The organism is Klebsiella sp. GFKo11 (genome assembly GCF_056490265.1).
On the sequence record NZ_CM151369.1, the window covers coordinates 3,367,541 to 3,392,738 of the forward strand.

General features: G+C 54.3%; 27 protein-coding genes and 1 pseudogene. 12 read left to right on the forward strand and 16 right to left on the reverse strand.

Annotated elements, in window-relative coordinates; all coding sequences use genetic code 11:
- Position 1: 1 nt before the first annotated feature.
- The 4 genes from AC07P6_RS16390 to AC07P6_RS16405 are packed head-to-tail and all read right to left on the reverse strand — an operon-like array spanning position 2 to position 3,043.
- Positions 2 to 844: a transporter substrate-binding domain-containing protein gene (locus AC07P6_RS16390; RefSeq protein ID WP_434658955.1), complete on the reverse strand. Its 843-nt coding sequence runs from the start codon at positions 842 to 844 to the stop codon at positions 2 to 4.
- Entirely contained in the window at positions 834 to 1,586 is a 753-nt protein-coding gene (locus AC07P6_RS16395; RefSeq protein ID WP_304258929.1) for an amino acid ABC transporter permease, read from the reverse strand. The genes AC07P6_RS16390 and AC07P6_RS16395 overlap by 11 nt, the downstream gene beginning before the upstream one ends.
- A 9-nt stretch (positions 1,587 to 1,595) precedes the next feature.
- Positions 1,596 to 2,294, reverse strand: coding sequence for an ABC transporter permease subunit (locus AC07P6_RS16400; protein ID WP_142513704.1), 699 nt, complete (start codon positions 2,292 to 2,294; stop codon positions 1,596 to 1,598).
- A gap of 8 nt (positions 2,295 to 2,302) precedes the next feature.
- A complete protein-coding gene (locus AC07P6_RS16405; RefSeq protein ID WP_478313730.1) occupies positions 2,303 to 3,043 on the reverse strand; it encodes an amino acid ABC transporter ATP-binding protein in 741 nt (246 codons plus the stop codon).
- 163 nt (positions 3,044 to 3,206) lie between these two features.
- Here AC07P6_RS16405 and AC07P6_RS16410 point away from each other — a divergent pair.
- The 3 genes from AC07P6_RS16410 to AC07P6_RS16420 all read left to right on the forward strand — a co-directional run bounded on the left by AC07P6_RS16410 (position 3,207) and on the right by AC07P6_RS16420 (position 4,623).
- Positions 3,207 to 3,901, forward strand: a protein-coding gene (locus AC07P6_RS16410; protein WP_087786203.1) for an IS1-like element IS1N family transposase whose coding sequence is annotated in 2 segments (ribosomal slippage) — positions 3,207 to 3,453 and positions 3,453 to 3,901 — 696 coding nt in all. Because the reading frame shifts where the segments join, the coding sequence is not laid out codon by codon here.
- A 253-nt stretch (positions 3,902 to 4,154) separates the two neighbouring features.
- The gene (locus AC07P6_RS16415; RefSeq protein ID WP_110274717.1) at positions 4,155 to 4,364 is read left to right on the forward strand and encodes a YdgH/BhsA/McbA-like domain containing protein; all 210 of its coding nucleotides are present in this window, start codon (positions 4,155 to 4,157) and stop codon (positions 4,362 to 4,364) included.
- A 70-nt stretch (positions 4,365 to 4,434) separates the two neighbouring features.
- On the forward strand, positions 4,435 to 4,623 hold the full coding sequence (locus tag AC07P6_RS16420) for a hypothetical protein (protein ID WP_110274718.1): 189 nt from the start codon (positions 4,435 to 4,437) through the stop codon (positions 4,621 to 4,623).
- Positions 4,624 to 4,668: 45 nt separating this feature from the next.
- On the opposite strand, the gene AC07P6_RS16425 is transcribed toward AC07P6_RS16420, so the two are convergent.
- On the reverse strand, positions 4,669 to 4,944 hold the full coding sequence (locus AC07P6_RS16425) for a VF530 family protein (RefSeq protein ID WP_142462423.1): 276 nt from the start codon (positions 4,942 to 4,944) through the stop codon (positions 4,669 to 4,671).
- Between the two features lie 274 nt (positions 4,945 to 5,218).
- Here AC07P6_RS16425 and AC07P6_RS16430 point away from each other — a divergent pair, with 274 nt between their 5' ends.
- The 4 genes and pseudogenes from AC07P6_RS16430 to AC07P6_RS16445 all read left to right on the forward strand — a co-directional run bounded on the left by AC07P6_RS16430 (position 5,219) and on the right by AC07P6_RS16445 (position 8,526).
- On the forward strand, positions 5,219 to 6,247 hold the full coding sequence (locus AC07P6_RS16430; RefSeq protein ID WP_478313732.1) for an isopenicillin N synthase family dioxygenase: 1,029 nt from the start codon (positions 5,219 to 5,221) through the stop codon (positions 6,245 to 6,247).
- Between the two features lie 29 nt (positions 6,248 to 6,276).
- A pseudogene (locus tag AC07P6_RS16435) lies at positions 6,277 to 7,082 on the forward strand (MetQ/NlpA family ABC transporter substrate-binding protein).
- Entirely contained in the window at positions 7,079 to 7,870 is a 792-nt protein-coding gene (locus AC07P6_RS16440) for a methionine ABC transporter ATP-binding protein (RefSeq protein ID WP_478313734.1), read from the forward strand. Before AC07P6_RS16435 ends, AC07P6_RS16440 begins: the two are co-directional and overlap by 4 nt.
- Positions 7,867 to 8,526, forward strand: a complete 660-nt coding sequence (locus tag AC07P6_RS16445) for a methionine ABC transporter permease (RefSeq protein ID WP_304258917.1) — start codon at positions 7,867 to 7,869, stop codon at positions 8,524 to 8,526. The genes AC07P6_RS16440 and AC07P6_RS16445 overlap by 4 nt, the downstream gene beginning before the upstream one ends.
- A gap of 18 nt (positions 8,527 to 8,544) precedes the next feature.
- Here the strand turns inward: AC07P6_RS16445 and AC07P6_RS16450 are convergent, their stop codons facing one another.
- On the reverse strand, positions 8,545 to 9,594 hold the full coding sequence (locus AC07P6_RS16450; RefSeq protein ID WP_434658961.1) for an NAD(P)H-dependent flavin oxidoreductase: 1,050 nt from the start codon (positions 9,592 to 9,594) through the stop codon (positions 8,545 to 8,547).
- A 92-nt stretch (positions 9,595 to 9,686) separates the two neighbouring features.
- Here AC07P6_RS16450 and AC07P6_RS16455 point away from each other — a divergent pair, with 92 nt between their 5' ends.
- Positions 9,687 to 10,523, forward strand: a complete 837-nt coding sequence (locus AC07P6_RS16455; protein ID WP_478313736.1) for a LysR substrate-binding domain-containing protein — start codon at positions 9,687 to 9,689, stop codon at positions 10,521 to 10,523.
- Here the strand turns inward: AC07P6_RS16455 and AC07P6_RS16460 are convergent.
- Both AC07P6_RS16460 and AC07P6_RS16465 read right to left on the reverse strand, forming a co-directional pair.
- Entirely contained in the window at positions 10,506 to 11,693 is a 1,188-nt protein-coding gene (locus AC07P6_RS16460; RefSeq protein WP_478313738.1) for a YbfB/YjiJ family MFS transporter, read from the reverse strand. The two genes, AC07P6_RS16455 and AC07P6_RS16460, sit on opposite strands and share 18 nt — an antisense overlap.
- Before the next feature lie 220 nt (positions 11,694 to 11,913).
- Positions 11,914 to 12,534, reverse strand: coding sequence for a LysE family translocator (locus AC07P6_RS16465; protein ID WP_478313740.1), 621 nt, complete (start codon positions 12,532 to 12,534; stop codon positions 11,914 to 11,916).
- A gap of 169 nt (positions 12,535 to 12,703) precedes the next feature.
- Here AC07P6_RS16465 and AC07P6_RS16470 point away from each other — a divergent pair, with 169 nt between their 5' ends.
- Positions 12,704 to 13,093, forward strand: a complete 390-nt coding sequence (locus tag AC07P6_RS16470) for a VOC family protein (protein WP_478313742.1) — start codon at positions 12,704 to 12,706, stop codon at positions 13,091 to 13,093.
- A gap of 139 nt (positions 13,094 to 13,232) precedes the next feature.
- On the opposite strand, the gene AC07P6_RS16475 is transcribed toward AC07P6_RS16470, so the two are convergent.
- Positions 13,233 to 13,682: a VOC family protein gene (locus AC07P6_RS16475; RefSeq protein WP_478313743.1), complete on the reverse strand. Its 450-nt coding sequence runs from the start codon at positions 13,680 to 13,682 to the stop codon at positions 13,233 to 13,235.
- 198 nt (positions 13,683 to 13,880) lie between these two features.
- Here AC07P6_RS16475 and AC07P6_RS16480 point away from each other — a divergent pair, with 198 nt between their 5' ends.
- On the forward strand, positions 13,881 to 15,071 hold the full coding sequence (locus AC07P6_RS16480) for an MFS transporter (protein WP_478313745.1): 1,191 nt from the start codon (positions 13,881 to 13,883) through the stop codon (positions 15,069 to 15,071).
- 194 nt (positions 15,072 to 15,265) lie between these two features.
- Positions 15,266 to 15,556 (forward strand): hypothetical protein, encoded by a 291-nt coding sequence (locus tag AC07P6_RS16485; RefSeq protein ID WP_110274731.1) that lies wholly within the window; start codon positions 15,266 to 15,268, stop codon positions 15,554 to 15,556.
- Between the two features lie 167 nt (positions 15,557 to 15,723).
- On the opposite strand, the gene AC07P6_RS16490 is transcribed toward AC07P6_RS16485, so the two are convergent.
- The 6 genes from AC07P6_RS16490 to AC07P6_RS16515 all read right to left on the reverse strand — a co-directional run bounded on the left by AC07P6_RS16490 (position 15,724) and on the right by AC07P6_RS16515 (position 23,461).
- Positions 15,724 to 18,837, reverse strand: coding sequence for an efflux RND transporter permease subunit (locus AC07P6_RS16490; protein WP_181482325.1), 3,114 nt, complete (start codon positions 18,835 to 18,837; stop codon positions 15,724 to 15,726).
- The gene (locus AC07P6_RS16495; protein ID WP_478313747.1) at positions 18,834 to 20,306 is read right to left on the reverse strand and encodes an efflux RND transporter periplasmic adaptor subunit; all 1,473 of its coding nucleotides are present in this window, start codon (positions 20,304 to 20,306) and stop codon (positions 18,834 to 18,836) included. Before AC07P6_RS16495 ends, AC07P6_RS16490 begins: the two co-directional genes overlap by 4 nt.
- On the reverse strand, positions 20,306 to 21,553 hold the full coding sequence (locus AC07P6_RS16500) for a TolC family protein (RefSeq protein ID WP_478313748.1): 1,248 nt from the start codon (positions 21,551 to 21,553) through the stop codon (positions 20,306 to 20,308). The genes AC07P6_RS16495 and AC07P6_RS16500 overlap by 1 nt, the downstream gene beginning before the upstream one ends.
- A gap of 13 nt (positions 21,554 to 21,566) precedes the next feature.
- Positions 21,567 to 21,938, reverse strand: coding sequence for a copper-binding protein (locus AC07P6_RS16505; RefSeq protein ID WP_478313750.1), 372 nt, complete (start codon positions 21,936 to 21,938; stop codon positions 21,567 to 21,569).
- 69 nt (positions 21,939 to 22,007) lie between these two features.
- Positions 22,008 to 22,427, reverse strand: coding sequence for a hypothetical protein (locus tag AC07P6_RS16510; RefSeq protein WP_478313751.1), 420 nt, complete (start codon positions 22,425 to 22,427; stop codon positions 22,008 to 22,010).
- A 239-nt stretch (positions 22,428 to 22,666) separates the two neighbouring features.
- The gene (locus AC07P6_RS16515; protein WP_478313752.1) at positions 22,667 to 23,461 is read right to left on the reverse strand and encodes an MBL fold metallo-hydrolase; all 795 of its coding nucleotides are present in this window, start codon (positions 23,459 to 23,461) and stop codon (positions 22,667 to 22,669) included.
- A 186-nt stretch (positions 23,462 to 23,647) separates the two neighbouring features.
- Here AC07P6_RS16515 and tam point away from each other — a divergent pair, with 186 nt between their 5' ends.
- Positions 23,648 to 24,406 carry a trans-aconitate 2-methyltransferase gene (gene tam / locus AC07P6_RS16520; RefSeq protein WP_478313754.1) on the forward strand — a complete coding sequence of 253 codons (759 nt, stop codon included), beginning with the start codon at positions 23,648 to 23,650 and terminating at the stop codon, positions 24,404 to 24,406.
- A 218-nt stretch (positions 24,407 to 24,624) separates the two neighbouring features.
- On the opposite strand, the gene AC07P6_RS16525 is transcribed toward tam, so the two are convergent.
- Entirely contained in the window at positions 24,625 to 25,065 is a 441-nt protein-coding gene (locus tag AC07P6_RS16525; RefSeq protein WP_478313756.1) for an N-acetyltransferase family protein, read from the reverse strand.
- Between the last annotated feature and the right edge of the window lie 133 nt (positions 25,066 to 25,198).

Below are 25,198 nucleotides of genomic sequence, written 5' to 3' on the forward strand. Positions count from 1 at the left end.
CTTATTCCCAGTCGGTATTGACTTTGACGTCATTGGCGCCCGGTAAGGCGTACACATCTTCGGCGTACCACTTACGTGAAAGCTCGGCGAGCGTGCCGTCCTTTTTCAGGGCCGCCAGTTGGCTATCAATCTCTTTGATCAACTGTGGATCGGTATTCTTTTTATATAAATAGACGTTAGGGAATAAGCCGACAGAATCCGAAGCTTTAAGGTTAAGATTTAGCGCCTTATTTAACGCCAGCAGCGCGCCAATAGGATAAATTGCCGCATCGTATTCACCTGAAGCCACCGCTTTAAAAATATCAGCGGCAGACTGCTCACCATTCGGTTGCAGATTAATTTGCTGCGTCGGGTGCTTTTTATTGTAGTTTTCAATCACCGTATAGCGCGCATCGGTGGTATGAATCGGCACCAGCTTTTTCTTACCGCTGGCAAGATCGCCAAGATTATGAATATCGTTCTCGTTATTACGCACGATCAGGCGTAAATCGCTGATCCCGGTCGGTTCACCGGAGTGTTCGTATTTTTCTGCCCGCTCTTTAGTGAGATAAAAGTGATCCGCCGCGAGGGTATAGGCCCCGGTAGATAAGCCGACTATCATCGCATCGCGCGAGACAGCATTAAAATGAAATTTATAATTGGCCAGCCGCTGATCCAGCACCTTTAACAGATCGCCATCATAACCGGTAATAGTATTGTTATCGTCAACAAAACTAAAAGGAAAACCGTTGGCATTCACCACCACTTCTACCGTTTTCGCCGTCGGGCTTTTTTCAGCAGCCTGCGCAGCGCTAATTCCCATTGTCAGGAACAAAGAACTCACCAGTAACGTTTTATTTTTCAAAATACTTTCCCCAAAATGATAAAGTTGCCACTCTTTTTTGTGCATCTCCTCGCCAGCGTGCGCTCAGAGATATTTCTACGCTGCGCAATGCCCGGGCGATCGCCAGACACAACACGATGTAAATCACCAGCACCACGCAATATGCTTCGACAAAGTGGAAGCCGCGTGCGGCGGCGATGTTGGCTTTCGCCATAAGGTCAATAACGGTGATGGTATAAACCAGCGAGGTATCCTTAATCAGATCGATCAGCACGCTGGTGAAGTTAGGCAGCGCGGATACCGCTGCCTGCGGAAAGATAATCCGCCGAAACTGGGTAAACCCGCTGACGCCAATCGACCAGGCGGCCTCCCGCTGCCCTTTATCAACCGCGTTCCATCCGGCGCGAAAGGTCTCGGCAAAATAAGCACTGAAGATCAGCGACAGCGCGGTTACCGCCGCCACTAGCGGTGAGAGCTTATAGCTGAACATATTCTCCTGCGGGCCGCCAAACAGTCCGGCGGCAATCCACGGCCAGACATAAAAAAAGAAATAGAGCATCACCAGTACCGGTACCGAACGGCCAAAGGAGATGAATATCTTCGCCACATATTTAACGCCGGGTGTCTGGCGAATAATGACATATGCCAGCACTGCCCCCAGCAGGGTAGAAAAAAGTAGTGATAAGAGCGTTATCGCCAGAGTCACCGGTAGTGCGCTCAAAATAAAGGTAAAATTATCCCGAATGAATGCAAAGCTAAACATGTTAATCTGTCACTCCAGCAGGAACTGATATTTCTTTTCAATACGGGTGGTAAAATAGAGAATAATACTATTCAGCAACCAGTAGACGATTATCACACTAATAAAGGCCGCAACCTGTTTAGCACCATAGCTATTTTGTGAGATCTTCTGTGCCCGACCAAAAATATCGACAATACCAATAATATTCACCAGAGAGGTCATCTTCACCAGATTGATTAAAAGATTACCAAAGTTGGGAATAGCAATAATTAATCCCTGGGGGAAAATAATTCGCCGAATGCCAATGTGCCAAGGAATATTCAGGCTTCGAATCGCCTCCTTTTGGCCAATATCTATTGCATTCCATGCCGAGCGGATCATTTCGGCGAAATAAGGACTGATGCTGACCGAGATAGATAAAATGGCAAAGGTGGTATCGCCAACCAACAGCGGTGGAAGCGCCAGCGCCGTCAGAATCAGTTTGCCACCGAAGAAAAACAGCAGGATCAGCAGCGCCAGCGGTGCCCCGCGCAGAATATCGGTATACCCTTTTGCAACAATCCTGAGCGGCGTAAATCGACTAAATTGTAGCACCACAATAATCAGCGCCAGCATCAGCCCCAACAGCAATGATGCGAAGGTCATCCCGAGGGTGATCGGTAAATTCTCCAGCAGTTTGGGGATAATCTGGATGATATCCTGCCAGCTAAACAACGCGTTATTGTCCATCTTTAGCCTCAACCATGGTAGTGCAAGCGAGCCAGAAACGCCCGGGTTCGCCCCTGCTGCGCGGCACCAAATATCTGCTCCGCGGGCCCCTGTTCAACAATTTCGCCGTTTTCCATAAACACCACCCGAGAAGCCACCTGGCGGGCAAACTCCATTTCGTGAGTGACGATAATCATCGTCTGCCCCTCGGCGGCAATCGTCTGTATCAGTTCCAGCACTTCGCCGACTTTCTCCGGATCCAGCGCCGAAGTCGGCTCATCCAGCAGCAGTACAGCGGGGTTGATTGCCAACGCGCGGGCAATACCGATGCGCTGCTTTTGCCCACCGGAAAGGCTATGAGGATAGTGGTCTTTCTTATGCAGTAGCCCTACCTGTTTTAATAACCGTTCGGCAATGTTTTCAGCCTCCTGTCGCGAGTGTTTTTTGGCATAAATCAAGCCTTCGGTGATATTTTGCAGTGCGGTAAGATTATGAAAAAGATTCCACGATTGAAAAACCATTGCGGTTTTGGCGCGTAGCTTTTCAATTTCCTTTTTACCCGCCTCTGCACAGTCCAGCGCCACATCATCTATTTTAATTTGTCCGCTATCTGCGGGTTCTAAAAAATTAAGCGTCCGCAATAGCGTTGTTTTTCCTGAGCCGCTAGGGCCAATAATGCAAATAATTTCGCCGGGATTTACGCTCAATGAAACATCTTTGAGTACCCGCTCACCGGAAAAACTTTTACTGATTTTATCGAGAGTTATCATAATGAGATATTCGTGAATATATTTTCCAATCCGCCGCTTATCGACGTTTGTTGCTGTGTAAAAACTATATTGCTGCGGTTCAGGGGATAGCAAACAAGAAAAAAACGGTGATGCCTCTAATTAGTTGAATCTGATGTATAATGCGGGCTTTTGAGGTTCTTTCATGGCCAGCGTTAACATTCATTGTCCTCGTTGTCAGTCTGCACAGGTCTACCGCCATGGTCAGAACCCTAAAGGCCATGACAGATTTCGCTGCCGTGACTGCCACCGCGTTTTTCAGCTCACTTACACTTATGAGGCCCGTAAGCCGGGCATTAAAGAGCTGATCACTGAAATGGCCTTCAATGGCGCCGGGGTTCGCGATACCGCCAGAACACTGAAAATTGGCATTAACACCGTCATCCGGACTTTAAAAAACTCACGCCAAAGCGAATAACGTCTTCGCCCGTTGCTCATGCTGATGTGGCGCTTATCTGCGAACTTGATGAGCAATGGAGTTTCGTTGGCAGTAAAGCCCGGCAACACTGGCTCTGGTACGCGTATAACACCAAAACAGGGGGTGTACTGGCCTACACTTTTGGTCCCCGTACCGATGAAACCTGCCGGGAACTACTGGCACTGCTTACGCCATTCAACATCGGCATGATCACCAGCGACGACTGGGGCAGCTATGGCCGGGAGGTGCCGAAGGATAAGCATCTGACCGGAAAAATATTCACCCAACGGATTGAGCGCAATAACCTGACGCTGCGCACCCGCATTAAGCGCTTGGCTCGTAAAACAATCTGCTTCTCGCGTTCAGTAGAGATCCACGAAAAAGTCATCGGGACGTTTATTGAAAAACACATGTTCTACTAATTGGAAGCATCACCAAAAAAACATATCTAAAGTCGAAAAATAACTTTTTATATATTTGTTATGGTATTAAGTCCGGATTGTAACCAATGCATCACCATTCAGTGGGGTTAACACTGAAACGCCAAAATCATTCAATTTTTCTGAAAAAGATGCGCAAATTGTTTCGATTTTAATCACCGCATGCTCGGTCTATTATTTATCACATCGGGGCAACAACGCTCCAACACTGACAAAACACATAAGGAATACGACCATGAAATCCATCAAAACTTTCGTTGCAGTTGCTGCTCTCTCTATGATCTCTTTCGGTTCTTTTGCACAAAGCGTTAGCGCCAGTGCCTCAACTCTGGACCGCGCAGAAGCCAAAATCGCCGCTCAGGCAGCAGAACAAGGCGCGTCATACAAAATTACCAGCGCTCAGTTTAATAACCGCGTGCATATGACTGCTGAACTAACTAAATAAGATCGACAACATTGCCGGGCCGCCAAAAGAACAGGCGACAGCGACAACACGATGAAATAAGGAATTAAATATGAAAAAAATCAGCGTGGTCACCGCACTGCTTTTGGCCGCTACACTGTCATCTACCGTGATGGCCGCAGAGAATAGCTTTGCGCGACCAGAAGCAGGTTCAAATATAGATACCTCGGTGCATCAGAACCATATTGATGTCAGCCATGCTTTCGATAAAGAGAGCCTGACGGCGGGTAATCTTCAGTAAGTAAGACATAGCAAAAGGAGCGCGCGGAAATATCCGCTGCGCTCCTTACTTTTTCTGCCAGTTCGCCCACGGACTCTCTGTCGGGGCATCCGCAACGTCTGACGCCACATCCGTCAGCGAGTCGATATACAGCTCCTCCACCTCTTTGCGCGCCCACGGCGTGCGGCGTAAAAACTTCAGGCTCGACTTAATACTCGGATCGCTTTTAAAGCAATTAATATTGATGCGCTTCGCCAGTTCAGCCCAACCGTATTTAGCGACCAGCGCGTTGAGCAGGGCTTCCAGCGTGATACCGTGCAGAGGATCTTTTGCGTGCTGCATGACCGTGTTTTTACCTGAATAGAAAAATTTCGCCCACCATACTGGCTCACGACGCCGTGCGCAACCCGACTCACCCTCCTCTTAGCCAAAATTCGCAAAAGCACAGAACCCTGCGCAGACATAAATTAGAAAAGAACGTTATTGGTTGATTATTTTCGCTTAAGGCAAGCTGGCTTCAACCACCCGACTGAGGAATCGATCATGCGCTGTTGTTGTCCCCGAACCCTGAATCTGACTAAACGAAAATGCCTGAAAACCGCCTTCGGAGAACACAATGAACGCGACAACCCTACCGATACTGGATCTTGCCCGCTACGCGAACCCCGCTGAGAAAACGGCGTTCCTCGCCGACCTGCGCCACGCGGCACGCGATATTGGCTTCTTTTATCTGATTAACCACGGCGTTGATGCCTCGCTGCAACAGGCCGTCCAGCAGCAGTCCCGCGATTTCTTTGCCCTTGCGGATGAACAAAAACAGCAGGTGGCAATGATTCACTCTCCGCACTTTCGTGGCTACAACCGCGCCGCATCGGAATTAACCCGTGGTCAGCCGGACTGGCGCGAGCAGTTCGATATCGGTGCCGAGCGCCCGGCGCTCACGCTCAACGAACGCGCCCCGCGCTGGCAGCGCCTGCAGGGGCCAAATTTATGGCCCGAAGCCTTGCCCTCACTCAAACCGACATTGCTAACCTGGCAGCAGGAGATGACCCAGGTTGGGATCACGCTGCTGCGCGCGTTTGCCGAAGCACTGCACCTGCCGCAGGATGCCTTTGATGGCCTGTATGGCGATAAACCCAACGAGCATATCAAGCTGATCCGCTACCCGGGCCAACAGGAAACGCAAAGCGCCCAGGGCGTCGGCGCGCACAAGGATTCCGGTTTTCTCAGCTTTCTGTTACAGGATGAGCAAAAAGGATTGCAGGTCGAAGTTTCACCCGACCGCTGGATTGACGCCACGCCGCTGGCGGGAAGCTTTGTCGTGAATATTGGCGAGCTGCTGGAACTGGCAACCAACGGCTATCTGCGCGCGACGGTGCACCGGGTGGTCTCTCCGCCCGCCACACGGCAGCGTTTGTCGATTGCTTTCTTCCTCGGCGCGCAACTGGATACCGTGGTCCCCGTTTATACGCTTCCTCCCGAACTGGCCCGTGAAGCCCTCGGACCGGATAGCGACCCGCAAAACCCGCTGCTGCGTGAAGTGGGCTGGAATTATTTGAAAGGACGTCTGCGCTCGCATCCTGATGTCGCTGAACGTTACTACCAGGATGTCTTTCGCGAACGCGCCGAGCAATTGATCGTTTAAACATAACAACAAGCAAAAGGAATAAGATAATGAAATATGCCGCATTTAAACTGGCAGGGGTCGCACTGTCTCTCTCTCTGGCGTGGACTTCCGCTCAGGCCGCCGCGCTGCGCGTTGCCGCTGACCCGGTGCCGCACGCTGAAATCCTGAACTACATTAAAAAAATCGATCCCAGCCTCGATTTGAAAATTGTCGAATTAACCAGCGGCGTGAATGCCAACGAACTGCTGGCTAACGGCGACGTCGATGCCAACTATTTCCAGCACGTGCCCTATCTGAAGGATCAAGAAAAGGCGCTCGGCAAAACGTTTGCCGTTGCGGCGACCGTGCATATTGAGCCGCTGGGCATTTATTCGCGCAAACATAAAGATTTTAAATCGTTGCCTGAGAATGCCACCGTGGCGGTGCCAAACAACACTACTAACCTGAGCCGCGCGCTGTTTCTACTGCAAAGCCAGGGGCTGATTAAGCTGGCGGCAAAATTCACCGACCCGGCGACCACGCTGGCGACACCGAAAGATATCGTCGAAAACCCGAAGCATCTGAAGATTCTTGAAATTGAATCGCCACAAATTCTCGGTCGTTGGACGACGTCGACCTGGCGGTGATCAACGGTAACTATGCGTTGGAAGCCGGACTGGTTCCGGCAAAAGACGCGCTGGGTCTGGAAAGCGCCACCAATAACCCTTATGCCAATATCCTGGTGACCACGCCGGAGCTGGCTAACGATCCGCGCATCAAGGCGCTGGCAAAAGACCTCACTTCACCGCAGGTTGCTGAATTTATCCGTAAACAATATAACGGATCGGTGATCCCGGTAGCCCCTCAGTCATGATTGAGGTTGTCGGGCTGAGTAAAACCTATGCCGGAACAGGCCGACCGGCGTTAAACGATGTCTCTCTGCAAGTACCAAAAGGTGCCGTTTACGGCATCCTCGGGCGCAGCGGTGCAGGCAAAAGTACGCTGATACGCTGCCTGAATTTGCTGGAGCGGCCCACTGCGGGCCGCATTATTGTGAACGGAAATGATATTACCAGGATGGATAAAACCGCGCTGCGCGAGTATCGGCTGCGCACCGGGATGATCTTCCAGCACTTTAATTTACTTCACGCCCGCAGCGTGGCCGACAATATCGCGGTGCCGCTGGAGATCGCCAAAGTGCCAAAAGCCGCTCGCCAGGCGCGCGTGATGGAACTGCTTGAGCTGGTGGGGCTGGCGGACAAAGCCGTCGCCTTCCCGTCTCAACTTTCCGGTGGGCAAAAGCAGCGCGTCGGTATCGCCCGCGCGCTGGCGGCAAGGCCGGATGTCCTGCTGTGTGATGAGGCCACCAGCGCCCTCGACCCTGAGACCACCGCCTCGGTGCTTAGCCTGCTGGCAAATATTAATCAACAACTGAACCTGACTATCGTGCTAATCACCCACGAGCTGGAGGTGGTAAAAACCCTCTGCGATCACGCGGCGCTGCTGGAGCACGGGGAGATTATTGAAAGCGGGAGAATTGCCGATCTGCTGGTGGCCCCGTGGTCACGGCTGCGACAATCGCTACTGCATGACCCTCAGGCGGAACGGGATTTTCTCGCCCGCCACGGATTTCACGGGAGGCCATTATGCGGGGTAGCATGAGTTGGCAAGATCTCTGGCCGCTGTTGCTTCAGGGCACGGTAGATACCATTTATATGGTCGGTCTGGCGGCACTGTTTACGGTGCTGATCGGGCTACCTACCGGCGTGCTACTGTTTGTCTCACGTCGCAATGGTCTGTCGCCGATGCCAAAGCTAAACACAATACTGGGAGCAATTATCAACTTTGGGCGTTCGCTGCCGTTTATCGTCCTGCTGATTGCGTTGATCCCTTTCACCCGACTGATTATCGGCACCACCCTGGGCAGTACTGCCGCAGTGGTTCCGATCACGATTGGCGCTTTTCCGTTCTTCGCTCGGCTCACTGAGAATGCGCTGGATGAGGTGGATTACGGGCGTATCGAGGCGATTTTGTCGATGGGCGGCAATATCTGGCACGTCATCTTTAAATCGCTTTTGCCGGAAGCGCTGCCGACGCTGCTGGCGGGCATCACGCTAACCATCGTGATGCTGATCGGTTTTTCCTCGATGGCGGGCGTGATTGGCGGCGGCGGGCTGGGGGACCTGGCGATCCGATACGGCTATCAGCGTTTTAATAATGAGGTGATGGTCGGGACGGTACTGATTCTGGTCGCGCTTGTGCAGGGCGTACAGATGGTCGGCGACCGTCTGGTGCGCGGTTTAGCGCACCGACGTTAGCGGGACATGCGGTTTTCGCTATTGAAAACCGCTTTCGCTAATCAGGGTTTGAATCAGTTCAGCCGCCGAAAGCTCACGAATAAGATTAACGCCCTGTCCCGCCCAGTGCGCGCCGTACTGATGATCGCCCTGGGCCTTTGCCGCAGTCGCCAGCGCTTTCCCGACATCGTAAGCCACGGGATACGCCGGTACCGCGTGCAATTCTTTCATCTCACGCCAGCCATTCGCAATACATCTTGCCGGACGCCCGGAAATCGCCGAGGTTAAAAAAGTCTGCCCATCGGAACGGTCTTTAATAGCCTGCCGATAACCAGCATCGGCGGCGGATTCCGGGCACAGCAAGAAGGCCGTGCCAAGCTGTACGCCCTCAGCGCCAAGGTTCATCACGCTGTTAATTCCCGCGCCGTCCATAATCCCGCCTGCAGCAATGATCGGTAATTCCATCTGCTGTTTCAGCGCCTGAACCAGGGTAAAGGTGCTCATCTGCCCGTCGGGCGCGAGCGGGTCAAACATCCCACGATGACCACCGGCTTCGTAGCCCTGCGCAACAACCATATCGATCCCGTGCGCTGCGATCCATAGCGCTTCCTTAACGCAGGTGGCGCTCGCCAGGGTGACGATACCTTTTTCGCGCATCCGGCGGATAACCTCCCGATCCGGGATGCCAAAATGAAAGCTGATCACCGCCGGAGCGAGGTCGAGCAGCAGCTCTGCCATCTGTGGATTCTGTTGAAAACTGAGATAAATTTCCGCCAGCGTTTCGGGGGGATGACGATTAAAACGGGAAAACTCGGGGCGCAATTGCTCAATCCACTGCGCCTCACGCTGCGGGTCGCGGATCGCAGGGTCGTGGCAAAACAGATTGACGTTAAACGGTCGCGTCGTTAACTGCCGGGTCCGGTTAATTAACGCTTCAGCCTGAGCCACCGTAGACGATCCCAGCCCCAGCGAGCCAAGCGCCCCGGCATGGCTCACCGCCGCCGCCAGTTCCGGCGTCGAGACCCCCGCCATCGGTGCCTGAATAATGGGATAATCGATATCAAGCTGCTGCGTAAGCCGGTTGCTCATGGGCTGTCCTGTTAAAATTTGCGCGATTGGCTGATTAAAATCTCTTTTAGAGATGCTAATATCAATATTATTTTCAAATTAAGAATAAAAATATGAACCACACCACATTACAGATTTTCAAAACGGTGGCGCAGGAGCAGAGCGTCACCCGTGCGGCAAAGCTTCTCGGGCGGGCGCAATCCAATATCACCACCCGCATTCATCAACTGGAAGAAGAGCTGGAAGTTGAACTTTTTGCCCGCGGCAATAAGAAGATGCTGCTGTCGCCCGCCGGGGAGAACTTTTTGGGCTATGCCGTGAAGATCCTCAGCCTCGCCGAAGAGGCCAAACAGGCGCTGCATCCAGCCATGCCGGGGGGGAATTTACGCATGGGGGCGATGGATGCCACCGCCGCCAGCCGTCTGCCGCAGCTTCTCCCTCTCTTCCACACCCAATGCCCGGAGGTGACGCTGACGCTAAAAACGCAGCCGACCCGCCCGCTTATTCAGCAGGTGCTTGACGCTTCTCTCGATTGCGCACTGGTCTGCCTGCCGCAAAACGCAGCCGCACCTGCCGACATTGAATCCGTGCCGATATTTAATGAACAACTGGTACTGGTCATCCCGGTTAATCAGCAAAATTTTCGCTTTGCCGCCTTCCCGGAAGGCTGTTCCTACCGGGCACAGGGCGAAATTTTCCTGGCTCAGTGGGTAGACACGCAGGTCGACATTCAGGACGTCAGCTCATACCACGCGATGATCGCCTGTGTGGCCTCCGGCGGCTACGCCTGCCTGTTGCCACAAAGCGTGCTTGATACCCTGGCGTTTCCCTTGGGGTGCCAGGTGCAGCCGGTCGGACAAGCGATCACGCAACTTATCTGGCGCAAAGGCTATACCTCACCGGCCCTTGAACATATGCGCCAGATCCTTGAATCAGCGTCCGACATTTGACTGCCGCCGGACTCCCATAACGACCAGCGCAGCGGCGACCAGAAGCGCAAATGTCGCCGCACTCAGCGAAGGATTGAACGATCCGCTGCGGTTATACAGCGCCTCGGCGACCAGCGGGCCGATAATTTGCCCTACGCCATAGGTCGCGGTCATCGCCGCAACCATATTGAATGACACCAGATGGTTCAGCCGCCTTCCCTGCGATAGCGCGATAGTCACTGTCCCCAAAAAGGTGAAACCAACCAGCAGCGCGCTCAATATGCAAAAGGGTAACGAATGGCTCCACGCTGGAAGGATCACGCCGACCGCCTGAATCAGCAGATTTGCAGTAAACGCGCGGCGATAGCCAAACTTAATCACCAGCCGATGCCAGACAAAACATGACGGAACCGCCGCAAGTCCGAAGATAGCCCAGATTTGCACCGGATCGATGGCGTTCAGCGAACCGCTGAGAAACAGCGGCAGATAGGTGGCGGTAATAATGTAGCCGAAACCGGCCAGGCCATATATCAGCAGCAGTTTCCACGCCTCGCGCGCCCCGCCCTCTGCCTGCTCATGCTGTGCGGTATCGGCAGGTTTGTAAGCGATAAGATAATCGGCCGGACTCAGCAATAAGCGCAGAGCCAACACAAACAGGACGCCAGCGCTTATTGCACATATCAACCAGATTTGCTGGCTGGAGAGCGCCAGCGACTTGCCCAGGTAGATAACTTCAGCCGACAGAAATATTCCCATCCCGACGCCGGAATAAAGCACCGGCGCGCCGTTATGATGCTTCATATGCTGTAGCAGCCACAGCGAAGCGGCAATCAGCGTGACCGCGCTCAACAATCCAGCAATACCGCGTACCACGATAATCGCCAGTGGCGAAACTAAAAATGCCAGTACAGCCATGCACAGCAACGTTAGCAGCGCGGAAAGTAGACTTAACAATCTGGCGTCCGCAGGCCTGGTTTTCGCCAGCAGCAATGCGCCCGCCAGATAACCGGCGTAGTTTGCCGAGGCGGCAAGATTGCCTTCGCGCAGCGAGAGCACCTGCTCGTTCAGCATCAGCGGCAGGATGCCGGTATAGGCAAAACGCCCGTAGCCCATGCCAATGATCAGTACGACTGAACCGGCCAGCGCCAGTAGAAAAGCCTTTAACTCAGGTCTGATTTCGCCAACGTTCACCTGTTACCCCTTTAATTTAATCTCAAAAAGAGAATTATTGTTAATTATTATTCTCTTTTCATTATGATATCGGTTAACCCGACGCGCAAGTGACTCCATGCAGAGGCTTGTCGCCCTGCATGGTGAGAGACTTTACGTAAAAGGTATGGAGATGCTTCGTCGGAGGGCGAAATATGGCGTCAAGCTGGTTTGAGCCCCGAACAGCTAGGTCCGGGATCATTTAGCGATGGCTTAGCGCCAGTTTGGCGGCAAACAGCATAAAAACGCCGCCGGTAGCGCGATCCATCCACTGAACAAACAGCGGCGTTTTCAACAGATTAGCAGCATAACGGCTGGCTATTATGAGAGTTAGCGACCACAGTGTGCCGATCAGGACATGAATGGCGACCAGCAGAAATGTCCAGCCCACCGGAGAGTGGCCGGCGGGAATAAATTGCGGCAGGAAAGACACATAAAATATGCCCATCTTGGGATTAAGCACATTGCCCAGCATCCCTTTTAAAAACCAGTTGCTGGCCTGTCTCGTCGTTATTTCCTGGCTATTAAAATGACGGCGCGGTCGGAGAATTAACTGAACGCCCAACCAACACAAATAAACGGCACCACACCACTTTAGTAGGTCATACGCCAGCGCCGATGCCGCCAGCAACGCCCCAAGACCAAAGGCGACCACCGCGCCCCAGATAAAGCACCCGGCATCAATACCTAACGCTGCCTGGAAGGCTTTTTTACCGCCTTCCACAGTGGACGTTCGCAAGATCAGGGCCGTATCAAGGCCAGGAGTAAGAGTCAGCAAGAGTGCTGCGAAAGAGTAAGCAAGAAGGGAATCTGCGACGGACATTTTGTCTCTCCGAAAGCGAGGATTTTAGGCAAATGCCTCTACTGAGGCAATCAAATAAATTTCATATTCCCGCAATCGAGTACTGACAACTTGCAAGTCCTTCGCGACAAATGCCGTAGGTAAAAGCAGATACAGTCATTCGACCAAACGTTCATCAAGACAGGTACTTATGACACTTATTCAAATGCGTATCGCCAGACCGGTCGTCCACCTTTCATTCAGTAGCAAAATGTACTGTGAAGGGCTGGGGCTTGAGCAAATCGCGCAGTTTTCCGACCATGATGGCTTTAGTGGGATGATGGTTGGTCGTCGGGATCTCGGCTGGCACCTTGAATTCACTCTCTGCCACCACCATCCGGTAACGCCCTCGCCCAGCGAGGAAGATTTGCTGGTGCTGTATTACCCGCAAATTGCACAGTGGCAGGCGCAATGCGAGAAAATGCTGGCCGCCGGTTTTGCGCAGGCCAGCGCGTTTAATCCGTACTGGAATGTGAACGGTAAAACCTTTGTCGACCACGACGGCTATCGGGTCGTGCTGCAAAACAGAAGCTGGTCGTAGTGACTTATCCTTCCCCTGAAGAGCTGAGAGGCGGTTCCTTCTCCCCTTCGGTTAGAGATTAGGGTGAGGAGGATATTCGCACAGATGCCCTCACCCCGGCCCTCTCCCACAGGGAGAGGGAGAAAACCATCCCGACATTTTATCTGGAGATGTCCTCGCGCAGCCACGGGGTGACGGTAACCCCGGTCAGCAGTCCTTCCGGGCTAAGCAGCCGCGTCACGGTCTGGCCCCAGGGTTCCATGCGGTTATCGACCAGCAGACGGTAGCCTCTGGCTTTCAACACGTCGGTCGCGGAGTCGATATCGCACACTTCAAACTCGATCCACGCCTGGGGAATGGGGAGATCGTCAGGCCAACGGTCGGCGCCAAAACAGGAGCGAGCGGCCTGTGCCAGCGGCCAGAGGGCAAAATGTTTTACCCCACCCAACGCGTCATGATCGGTGAGCAAGTAATCTTCATTATTGGGCATCGGTTTTAACGGCAGGCCCAGCGCATCGGTATAAAATGCGCTACTGTCTGAGGTTGATTGCGTTATCGGCCCAAAGCCCGCAACAAACAACACATCCATACCCGCTAAATCGTCTTCCATACTCTTTCTCCTGGTCATTGTCCGTGATGATTTAACAAATTTTATACTCTGTTGCGTGCCGCTTGCCCAGATTCCTCTTCACACATTAGAATTTTTAGTAGGTTTGGCTGAATCATTGAGAAAGCGCATGGTCTGCTCGTCGCGCCCGGCAGCACTGCGCTATGCTTAGCTTCCCTTTTGTTTTAAATACTTAGCGTTATGACCACTTCCGTCAGCACCACTCAGCTTAATCTGCGCATTATTTCGATCGTTGTCTTTACCTGTATTTGTTATCTCTCGATTGGCCTGCCGCTCGCCGTGTTGCCCGGCTATATCCATTACCAACTGGGATACAGCACCTTTATCGCCGGGGTGGTCATCAGCCTTCAGTACATCGCCACGCTGGTCAGCCGCCCCCATGCAGGCCGCTATACCGATATCTGGGGGCCAAAAAAAGTTGTCAGTCTGGGGATTATTTGCTGCATGTTGAGCGGGCTGTTTACCCTGCTCGCCGTCCTTTTGCAGGCCGTGCCGCCGCTGGCGGTGACCGCTTTACTGGTCGGCCGTATTTTCCTCGGCGTCGGGGAAAGTTTTACCGCCACCGGCGCAACCTTGTGGGGGATTAAAACCGTTGGCGCGATCCACACTTCGCGAGTTATTTCATGGAACGGCGTGGCGACCTATGTGGCGATGGCGGTCGGTGCCCCGCTGGGGGTGCTGCTCAATAGCTATTTTGGCATTAGCGGATTTGCCATTGTCGTGGTGCTGGTGGCCATCGTGGGGCTACTGTTTGCCCGTACCCGTCAGGACGTCAGCGTGACGGCGGGTATCCGGGCACCGTTTCATGTGGTGGTGCGAAAAATCTGGCCTTACGGGATGGGGCTGGCGCTGAGCACCGTGGGTTTCGGGGTTATCGCCACCTTTATTACGCTCTACTTTTCCGCCCATAGCTGGCAAGGCGCGGCGTTTACACTTTCCCTTTTCAGCGTCGGCTTTATCTGCATCCGCCTGGTGTTGGGCAACATGATTACCCGCTACGGCGGCGTGCCGGTATCATTAGCCTGTTTTGTGGTGGAGTGTCTGGGCCTGCTGATCATCTGGTATGCCCCCTCTGCGTGGATTGCCGGAATCGGCGCATTCCTCACGGGTTCAGGTTTTTCGCTGGTCTTCCCGGCGCTTGGGGTTGAAGCGGTAAAGCAGGTCGAAGAGCAAAACCAGGGAACGGCCCTGGGTACCTATTCGGCATTTCTCGATCTGGCGCTGGGGTTAACCGGCCCGGTTGCCGGATGGGTGGCGGGTTATTACGATCTGGACACTATTTATTTGCTCGCCGCGGTGGTGGTCGCGCTGGCATTTATATTGATTTTGCGAATTTATCTACGACAACGCGCTGATTTGCAGCGGGCCTGAGGAATACTCTTCGGACGGCGTTTCTCGCGTTGCCTGGTAAAAAACTAATCAATATTTGACTGCTATTCGGCTTCCGTGCCACCATCGCCTCAGCGTCCGGCTGGCGGCGCAATGGTGGCACGGGTGGATATCAGAGACCGCATGATTAAGGTCCATGCCCGTCCTCAACCTGATTCTGGCGGGAAATAAAAGACATGCACCAAAGTTTTAATCAGCGCGTTCATTTCTATTACTGCATTCTGGTTGCGCTGAAAATACACGCAAATTCAAAGAAATCGGGCGGCGTTCGCGGGAAGAATAACTTCCTGCTGAAATGGCTACGCAAAGCCCAGGACAACAATATATTCCACTCGGATATTGCCAGCGAGATCGAATGGCTTCGCGGCAAAATCATTCAGGCTGGCTATGACACCGACCTCGAACCGATGCTGGATTTTGTCTACGCCACCGCCAAACGTGCGGAAGACCTTAAAAACGCTGACTGAGATTACTGATAATGTGCGCCTCTCGGGCCCGGGCCTGCGGAAAATGAGTCACCTGATGATATGGCGGGTTTTGTAGGCCGTGCAAGGCGCCAGCCGCCGCCCGGCAGAAATGCGAGCACAATATCTAATGCTTCCCCGGACCGCCAGGCCCGGGGGAATTGATAACGTTAGCGCTTTTTGCGGTGCGTGAGCAGATACACCGCGGGGATCACCAGCATCGACAGCAGCGGCGCGGTGATCATTCCACCAATCATCGGTGCGGCAATACGCTGCATCACCTCTGAGCCGGTCCCGCCCCCCCACATAATCGGCAGCAACCCGGCCATAATCGTCGCGACGGTCATCACTTTCGGACGCACGCGCAGCACCGCGCCTTCATGAATCGCTTCGTTGAGGGTCCGATCATCAAGTTGCTCACGCCGTTTGGCGATCGCCTGATTTAAATAGAGCACCATAATCACCCCAAACTCCGCCGCGACGCCCGCTAGCGCAATAAAGCCAACGGCGGCCGCCACCGACAGGTTATAGCCCAGCAGCCACAGCAACCAGACGCCGCCAATCAGCGAAAACGGCAAGGTACCCATTATCAACAGCGCGTCTTTAACCTTGCTGAAGGTAACGTAAAGCAGCACGAAGATGATCATCAGGGTAAACGGCAGCACGATTTTCAGCTTTTCAGTGGCCCGCTCCAGATATTCATACTGCCCGGACCAGGTCAGCGAGATCCCTTCCGGCAATTTAACCTGTTTGCTGACCTCACTCTGCATTTCGTCAACAGCAGATTTCAGATCGCGGCCGCGAATATCGACGTAGATCCAGTCCGACAGGCGGGCGTTTTCGCTTTTTAGCATCGGCGGGCCGTCGGTGATGGCGATATCCGCCAGCTCGGACAGCGCCACCTGCGCCCCGCCGCTGGTGACCACCGGCAGATCGCGCAGCTTTTGCAGCGAGTCGCGCATTTCACGCGGATAGCGCACGCTTATCGGGTAACGTTCACGCCCTTCGATGGTCTCGCCAATGTTATCGCCGCCCACTACGCTGGCGACCACAGATTGCAGCTCCTTCACCGACACGCCATAGCGGGCCGCTTTTACCCGGTCGATCTTGATATCAATATAGCGTCCACCGTCGAGACGCTCAGCCAGCGCCGACGTCACTCCCGGTACGTTGCGCACGATGCGCTCGATCTCCTCGGCGGTTTTTTCAATTTCCGCCAGATTGTTGCCGTTCACTTTGATGCCGACCGGGCTTTTAATGCCGGTTGCCAGCATATCAAGGCGGTTACGGATCGGTGGCACCCAGACGTTGGCAATCCCCGGCACTTTCACCGTGTTATCCAGCTCGCTAATCAGCTTATCCATGGTCATACCGGGCCGCCATTCGCTTTTTGGCTTGAACTGAATGGTGGTTTCCAGCATCGTCAGCGGCGCCGGGTCGGTGGCGCTATCGGCACGACCGGCTTTGCCAAACACGCTTTGCACTTCGGGAATGGTTTTAATCAGGCGATCGGTTTGTTGTAGCAGGCGTCCGGCTTCGCGACTGGAGATCCCCGGCAGCGTGGACGGCATATACAGCAGATCGCCTTCATCAATCTGCGGCAGGAATTCGCTGCCAAGCTGCGCCAGCGGCCATAGCGTGGCAACCAACAGCACACCGGCGGCGGCCAGCGTCGCTTTTGGCCACTGCAACACTTTATCCAGCAGCGGTTCATAGGCGCGAATCAGCCAGCGGTTGAGCGGATTAGCTGTCTCATCGGGGATTTTGCCGCGAATAAAATAACCCATCAGCACCGGAACCAGGGTGATCCCCAGTCCGGCGGCTACCGCCATCGAGTACGTTTTAGTGAAGGCCAGCGGCGAGAACATCTTGCCTTCCTGCGCCTCGAGGGTGAATACCGGAATAAACGACAGGGTGATGATCAGCAGGCTGCAAAACAGCGCAGGCCCCACTTCCGACGCCGCCTGCTGGGCAATTTTCCAGTAATCATCTGAAGATGGCTGGCGCTCGGGGTGATCGTGCCGCCACTGCTCCAGCACCTTGTGCATATTTTCAATCATCACGATTGCCGCATCCACCATCGCCCCGATGGCAATCGCAATCCCGCCGAGCGACATCATATTGGCGCTGACGCCCTGATAGTGCATGACGATAAACGCGCCGAGGATCCCTAGCGGTAGCGTGATCATCGCCACCAGGGCGCTGCGAAAGTGAAACAAAAATAGCGAGCAGACTACCGCCACAACGATAAACTCTTCGATAAGCTTATGGGTCAGAGTCTCAACCGAGTTTTTAATCAGCTGCGAGCGGTCGTACACCGGGACAATCTCCACGCCAGCGGGCAGGCTTTTTTTGACTTCCGCCAGTTTGGCCTTCACCGCGTTAATGGTGGTCAGCGCATTTTTGCCCGAACGCATAATGATAATCCCGCCCGCCACTTCCCCTTCACCGTTGAGTTCGGCGACACCGCGACGAATCGCCGGGCCGCGGCGCACGCTGGCAACGTCGGAAAGCAGCACCGGCACGCCGTTGCGCGAGGCAATCACCACCTGATTAAAGTCGTCAATGGATTTCAGGTAGCCGGTAGTGCGCACCATATATTCGGCTTCGCCCAGCTCCAGCACCGAGCCGCCTCCCTCCTGGTTGGCGCTCTGAATGGCGCTAATCACCTGCTCGTGCGTCACGTTCAGCGCCCGCAGCCGGTCAGGGTTGAGGATCACCTGGTACTCTTTCACCATCCCGCCGACGCTGGCGACTTCTGAAACATCCGGCACGGTTTTCAGCTCATATTTGAGGATCCAGTCCTGAATCGCCCGCAGATCGCCGAGGCTGTGCTTACCGCTTTTATCGGTGAGCACGTATTCAAACACCCAGCCGACGCCGGTGGCGTCCGGCCCTAACGAGGCTTTCGCTTCCGGCGGCAGGCTGCTCTGGATTTGGCTCAGATACTCCAGCACGCGGGAGCGCGCCCAGTACGGGTCGGTGCCGTCATCAAACAGCACGTAAACGTAGGAATCGCCGAACATCGAAAAGCCGCGTACGGTTTTCGCACCCGGTACCGATAGCATGGTGGTGGTCAGCGGATAAGTGACCTGGTCTTCAACAATTTGCGGCGCTTTGCCGGGATAGCTGACGCGGATGATCACCTGAGTATCGGAGAGATCCGGTAACGCATCCAGTGGTGCCTGCTGTACCGACCAGACGCCCCAGGCAGCCATAATGAGCGTCGCCAGCAGCACCAGCAGACGGTTGCGCAATGACCAGCGGATAACGGCGGCAATCATGGCTGCTCCTTAGCGCCGGTCATCGGCATAATTGAGGTGACTTGCGCCCCGTCGTCGGTCAGGGAAAAGCTGAACATCACCGACTCGCCGGGGCGGATTTGCTGACGCTGCTGCGGCGTAATGGCAAAATCCATGGTCATCGCTGGCCACTTCAGTTCCGGGACCGGCTGATGCTCAATAGTGACCGATTCATCGTTCAGCACTTTGATAACACCATGCGTCGAGTACGTTTTAGCCTCCGTGCCCTCCTGCCCGGCGATTTGCGGCAGCGCGCTGCGCAGGCTGGCTTCGGAGTCAATCAGGAACTGGCCGGAGGTGACCACCTGCTGGCCCTCTTCGAGGCCGGATTTGATCTCGACCAGCCCGTTCTGCGCGCGTCCGGCGGTGACCTCAACCGGACGGAAATGCCCTTCGCCATCAGCGATCAGCACGCGGTTGCTGGTGCCGGTGGCGATCAGCGCCTCTTCCGGGATGGTCAGAACGGCGCGACTCTGATTCGCCTCAGCCAACTGGACGTTTAAGTACATTCCCGGCTTCAGTTGATGCTGCGGATTCTCCAGCACCACGCGCGCTTTCAGGGTGCGGGTGGTGGCTTCGAGGTCGGGCAGCAATTCACTGACTTTGCCCTGGACGGTCAGCCCGGGCCAGCTGCTGGTAGTCGCCGTCACCTGACTACCGAGACGCAGCAGGCTGGCCTGGTTTTCCGGGTAATCAATCACTATCCATACCGGGTCGAGGCTCGCCAGTTCGAACAGCGCCTGAGTGGCCGTCACCTGCGCACCGGTTCGCACATCGAGTTTATTGACGTAACCTGCGTTTGGCGCGCGAACGGTCATGCGGGTTTGCGGTTTGCCGCTGCGCTCGACGCTGCGAATAATCGCTTCCGGCATAAACTGCAACTGCAAGCGCCCGCGCGCGGCGGCGGTGAGCCCGCTATCGCCAAGCTGCCTCACCGCCAGATACTCCTGCTGCGCTGCCGCCCACTGCGGGATCCACAGCTCGGCCAGTGCTTGATTCTTTTTCACAAATTGCTGCGAGGCGTTGACGTAAAGCTTCTCAATCAGGCCATTAGCCAGTGCTGGAACCGTTTCAACGCTGCGTTCGTCAATAGCAACGGTACCAAACGCGTTGAGTTTGAGCGCCAGCGCCTGACGGGAAACCTTTGCCGTACGTACGCCGAGATTTTGCTGCTGGCGAGCGCTAATCTGCACGCCGCCCGCATTATCGCCCTCACCTTCATCGGCATAGCGCGGAACCAGGTCCATATCCATAAATGGCGATTTGCCCGGCTTATCAAAACGCGCGCCGGGGGTCATCGGATCGTACCAGTACAGCACTGTGCGGCCTGCTACCGCATCCTCTCCACCGTTGGTCATTGTCGGGGCTTTTCGTGCGCCCAGCCAGTATCCGCCCGCAGCGGCAAGGGCGACGGCCAGCGCCACCAGGGTAATAACAGATTTAAGCTTCATTATTTAACATCCTGCGGAATCAGGTAGCGAATGGCAGCCCACGCGTCAGCGAGCGCTTTCTCGGCATTGTTGCTGGCGATTTCGCCGCTCAGCAGATCGCGACGCACGGATAACAGCTCGCTAAGCGCAGAGCTGCCCGCCCGATATTGGGCATTTACGAGGCTGACTTTTTTGCGCAGCAGCGGCAGCACCTCGCTTTGCTGGCGGTCGTATATTGCTTTCGCCGCGTTATATTGCGAGATCAGCTGATACTGCTGCGCCTGGTGTTCGCGCAGGAGTAGCGTTAGCTGGTCGTTGGCCTCAAAGGCGCGCGAAACATCGGCGGCGTGGTCTTTGTCCTGACGTTTGCCCTGAAAAATAGGCATATCGACGGTGAATATCACTCCGACCATGTCGTCGTAATCATCCCCGCGCCTGGCGTAATAGACTTCAACGCCGACGTCGGGGATCGCCGCCACCTCCGATTGCCCTGATTTCGCTTTTGCCAGATCGGCTTCTCGCGCGGCCTGGATCAGCTCCGGATGGAGTTTAACCCCCTCGATTAAGGTGGTTTCATCCGCCGGAAGTCGTTCGATGCGCGGCAGCGGGCCGGAGATATCGCGCACATCCTTGCCGGTGAGCTGCAGCAAGCGCGCCTGAGCGACCTGCACATCGCGACGCGCGTTATCCTGCTCATTTTTCATCGCATTCAATGCCAGTTGAACGTCCAGCACGCTGCTGGGACTGGCGCTATCGCTACTGACGCCCGCTTTTTGGACGCCAATTTGCCGGGAAGTTTCGCTGATCAATGTCTGTACTGAGCGTAGCGATTTCTGCGCCACCGCCAGCGCCAGCCATGCCTGAGCGGTTTCCCGTTGGAGCCGGGCGCGAATCACATCAGCGTTGGCAGCCGTTCGCCGCGCTTCGGCGGTTATCGAGTCGGCTTTGCGCTCGCGTTTGGTACTGCTGACGTAGTCCTGCATCACACCGACCCGCTGCATGGTCATACCCTCACGGGTCAGGCGGCTGGCGTTGTTCCCCCCCAACGGGACGTTCTCAATGCCAAATTTCAGCTTTGGGTCGGGGAGCTGCATGGCGGAGTCCGCCATGTTTTCTAATGCGTTAACCTGATGATCGTTAGCGGAAAGCTCGGCGGAGTAGCTCTGCGCAGCCGACAGGGCCTCCGCCAGCGTCGTCGCCCAGCCGTTGGTAGAAATCAACGACAGCAGAAGCGGCAGCCCAAAGGCCGCCTTATTTAAGATGTGCATAGTGACTCCGGAGTTATTGCGCGGTAATGGAAACGAGCGCGTAGCCGGAGTCAGTCTGACGGAAGGTAAAATTAACCCGCTGCCCCACTGCTAACTTTTCACCCTGATACTCGCCGAGCGCAAAGCTCATGGTCATCGCGGGCCAGTTCAGTTGCGCAACGGGCGAATGGGCAATGGATACCGAATTATCGCGCCAGGCTTTAATCAGCCCATTTGCCGAATAAGTCGTAACGGAATCATCCTGCTTATTCATATTCGACATGTCCGTCATCGTGGACATATTGTGGTGATGCATGGCGCTGTCTTCGGCGCTGGCGGGAAATGAGACGGCGGTAAAGGTCAGAACGCTGGTAATAAGCAGAAAAATAGAAGTAGAACGCATCATAATATCTCCGAAAAAAACATAAAGTCGCCCGCAGACCGGGCAGATCTGATGGATGTTTTTAACGGAGATTTATTCTCTGAAGCGGCAGAAGCGTATTTCAGCCGGAGGGCCAGTGACCGGCGGCGTATGCCAGTCCATACGTTCAGCGCAACTTTCCTGCTGCGGGGAAACCACTAACAGTGCGGTCTCTGAGGGAAGAGCATTTAGCTGCAGCGCAGTTGAAGAATTAGGCTGAGCCGTGTCCGGGTCACAGTGTTTCTCGCAAATAACCTTCTGACCAGCGCTTTCCATACTGGGCATACCCATCATGCCATCAACAATATGGTGAACCTGCACTTCCGGCGCGACCGATGGTTGGCCGCCGCCATGATGCGCCGCGACCGCGAGCTGAAGATTGAGCAGTAACCAACAGGCAATAACAAGCCCAGCGCGGATACGTAGCCTGCGCCGGGTTGCTTGTTTAAATAATGCCTGAAGTAACGGGATCATATTGATATTCACAATGAGATGACCGCCGAATTAAATCACACTCACCGGCAGAATTAAATAATATTTCAGAAGGAAAAACAGGTATTAAACAGAATGAAGTTTCTCTATATACCTTTACACATAATAGTGAAATAACGATTTGACCTTCCCCCAAGGGGAAGGTGTATGGGCCTGGAAATAATGTACTTAATAAATGACGAAAATGTTATTTATATGTGACTCAATTATAAATTAAGCCGCTACTCCAGCACTAGCGTATCGCCCGTTGCCGGGGCCGCGTCCGCTGAAAGCCACCATCGCCCCCATGAGCCGGTGCAGTGGCACGCCATAATTTTTTCTACCTTTTGCTGCTGCAAAAACAGTTTCAGCTGGCGTATGAGCCAGGGGGAAGCGCTGCGCAGATGAAGACCGCCGATGACAGCGTGTATTTTCTGTTCGCCCATTATCTTCTGGCAGTGCCTGATGGTATTGATCAATCCGCGATGTCCGCAGCCGCAGATAATGACCAGCCCTCGGGTCGAGCGGTAGATCAGCACGCCTTCATCGGCAATATAATCCTGTGTCTGACCATCAAGTACGCCGTAAGCTTTTGGCCTGGCGACGGCAATTTCACCGGACCACGTTAACCACTCACTAATCCGCAACGGCTCGCGGCTATACTCCATCCGGTGGCGGGAATAGTCGATTTCCCGCGATAGTTTCTTAATTTTCCAGCGTTGCCCGACCAGCGATAGCGCCGAGTAACGCCGCTTCGCAATTTGCGGATGGCAGATAATACGACTGTTATCCGGTAGCCACGGCACGCCGCCGCAGTGATCGTAGTGCCCATGCGACAGCACCGTCGCAGTTAAATCTTTTAAAGAAACGCCCATACGCTGGGCATTGTGTAAAAAACTGCCGTCAGGCCCGGTATCAAACAGGACGCGGCTGGTTTCATCTTGCAAAAGCAGGCTCAAACCCGGTTTCGCCCGCAGCATTTTGTCCTTTCCCTCACCGAGTCGATTTTCAAGCAACACCTTAATTATTAGAGCCATTGTCCTTCCGATAGCCACTATTTCACGGCGCGTAGTCTACCTGGCAACCACTGAAAGTACCGTGATGCATCGCTCAGCACGGTGCATAAAAAAGTGACGGTGTCACTGAAAAGCGTCAACGATTTTGTTGCCAGAGCGTCATTGCCGTCTATGCTGATGGCAAGTTTCTCACAACCGGAGCGCACTATGGCAGACTGGAACCCTTCACTGTATTTGAAATTTGGCGCGGAACGTACGCGCCCCGCCGCTGAACTTCTCGCTCGTATCGCCCATCACCCCGCAGCGCTGGCCATCGATTTAGGCTGTGGACCGGGCAACAGTACCGCCCTGTTGCGCGACGCCTGGCCGGAGGCAACGATTATTGGCGTCGATAATTCACCAGCGATGCTGGAAGAAGCCGCCCGGACGCTGGCCGATTGCCGGTTTGTCGCCGCAGATATCGGTGAGTTTCGCCCCGAGCGCCCAGCGGACGTGATCTACGCCAATGCTTCTCTGCAGTGGCTAACCGATCATCAGCGGCTGTTTCCTCATCTGGTGGGGAATCTTGCGGCGAATGGCGTGCTGGCGGTGCAGATGCCTGATAACTGGCAGGAGCCGTCGCATACCCTGATGCGCCAGGTAGCAAACGAGCTGGGGCATCCGGCTAGCGGACGTCATCCGCTGCCGAGCGTGCAGGAGTATTACGATATTCTGACCGCTAGCGGCTGCGAGGTGGATATCTGGCGCACAACCTATTACCACCCTCTGGATTCACATCAGGCCATTATTGACTGGTTGCAGTCCACAGGGCTTAGACCGTTTCTGCAACCGCTGGATGAACAGCAGCGCGAGGCGTTTCTTGAGCGCTATCTGGAACTGCTCAGAGAGCATTATCCGTTACAGTGTAACGGAAAGGTTTTATTGTTATTTCCTCGCCTGTTTATAGTGGCGCGACGCTCGTCTTGAACGATAAGAATGGGAATACGGCGCCGGAACGAGCGCCGTATCATCTGATTTACCAGGAAAGGTGATGTACCAGGGAGAGGTCCCATGCGGTGGCCAACAGCGAAAGAAACATGATTAAATTGACGACTGTCTCTATGCGTTTTTCCATTTTTGCTTCTCCTGAGCCGTTTTCACCTGTTTTACAGATAAAATCTTAACAACTTCTTAATCTCAGACTTTTAGAGCGTTATGCGGTAGCGAACATAGTCATCAGCTGGCGTGAATTCATCATAAAGACGCCGGGCCGGATTGTCAGTGCGAGTATGCCAGTAAAGACGCGACCATCCTTTCTCTATGCCTTCCGCTTGCAGCGATTGCATTAGCGTCCTGGCGATACCGCGCCCGCGCACCTGCGGGTCAACATACAGATCTTCCAGATAACAGATTGGGGTTTTTACCCATGTTCCTTCGTGGAGCACGCAAATCGCAAACCCAACCACTTTCCCGTCCACCATGGCAACGCGGCCCAACAGCGGCGAAGCGGTATCAAGCAGGCGTTGCCAGGTGTATTCAGTGACGTCCTGCGGCTGCGGGCTGCCGTAAAATTTGGTGTAACCTTCCCACAGCTGTAACCACTGCGCTTTGTCCTGCGGACCTGCTTCGCGAATCTCAATGACCATCGCATTTCCCCTTAAACGGATAAGCCATTATTTTCCGGACAGATAATTTCTTCAAGCGCCTGGGACACAATTCATCCTTTTCGCTCAACGAGGAATACGCTCAGAATGATGAAATCACGCTTTTGACGACCTC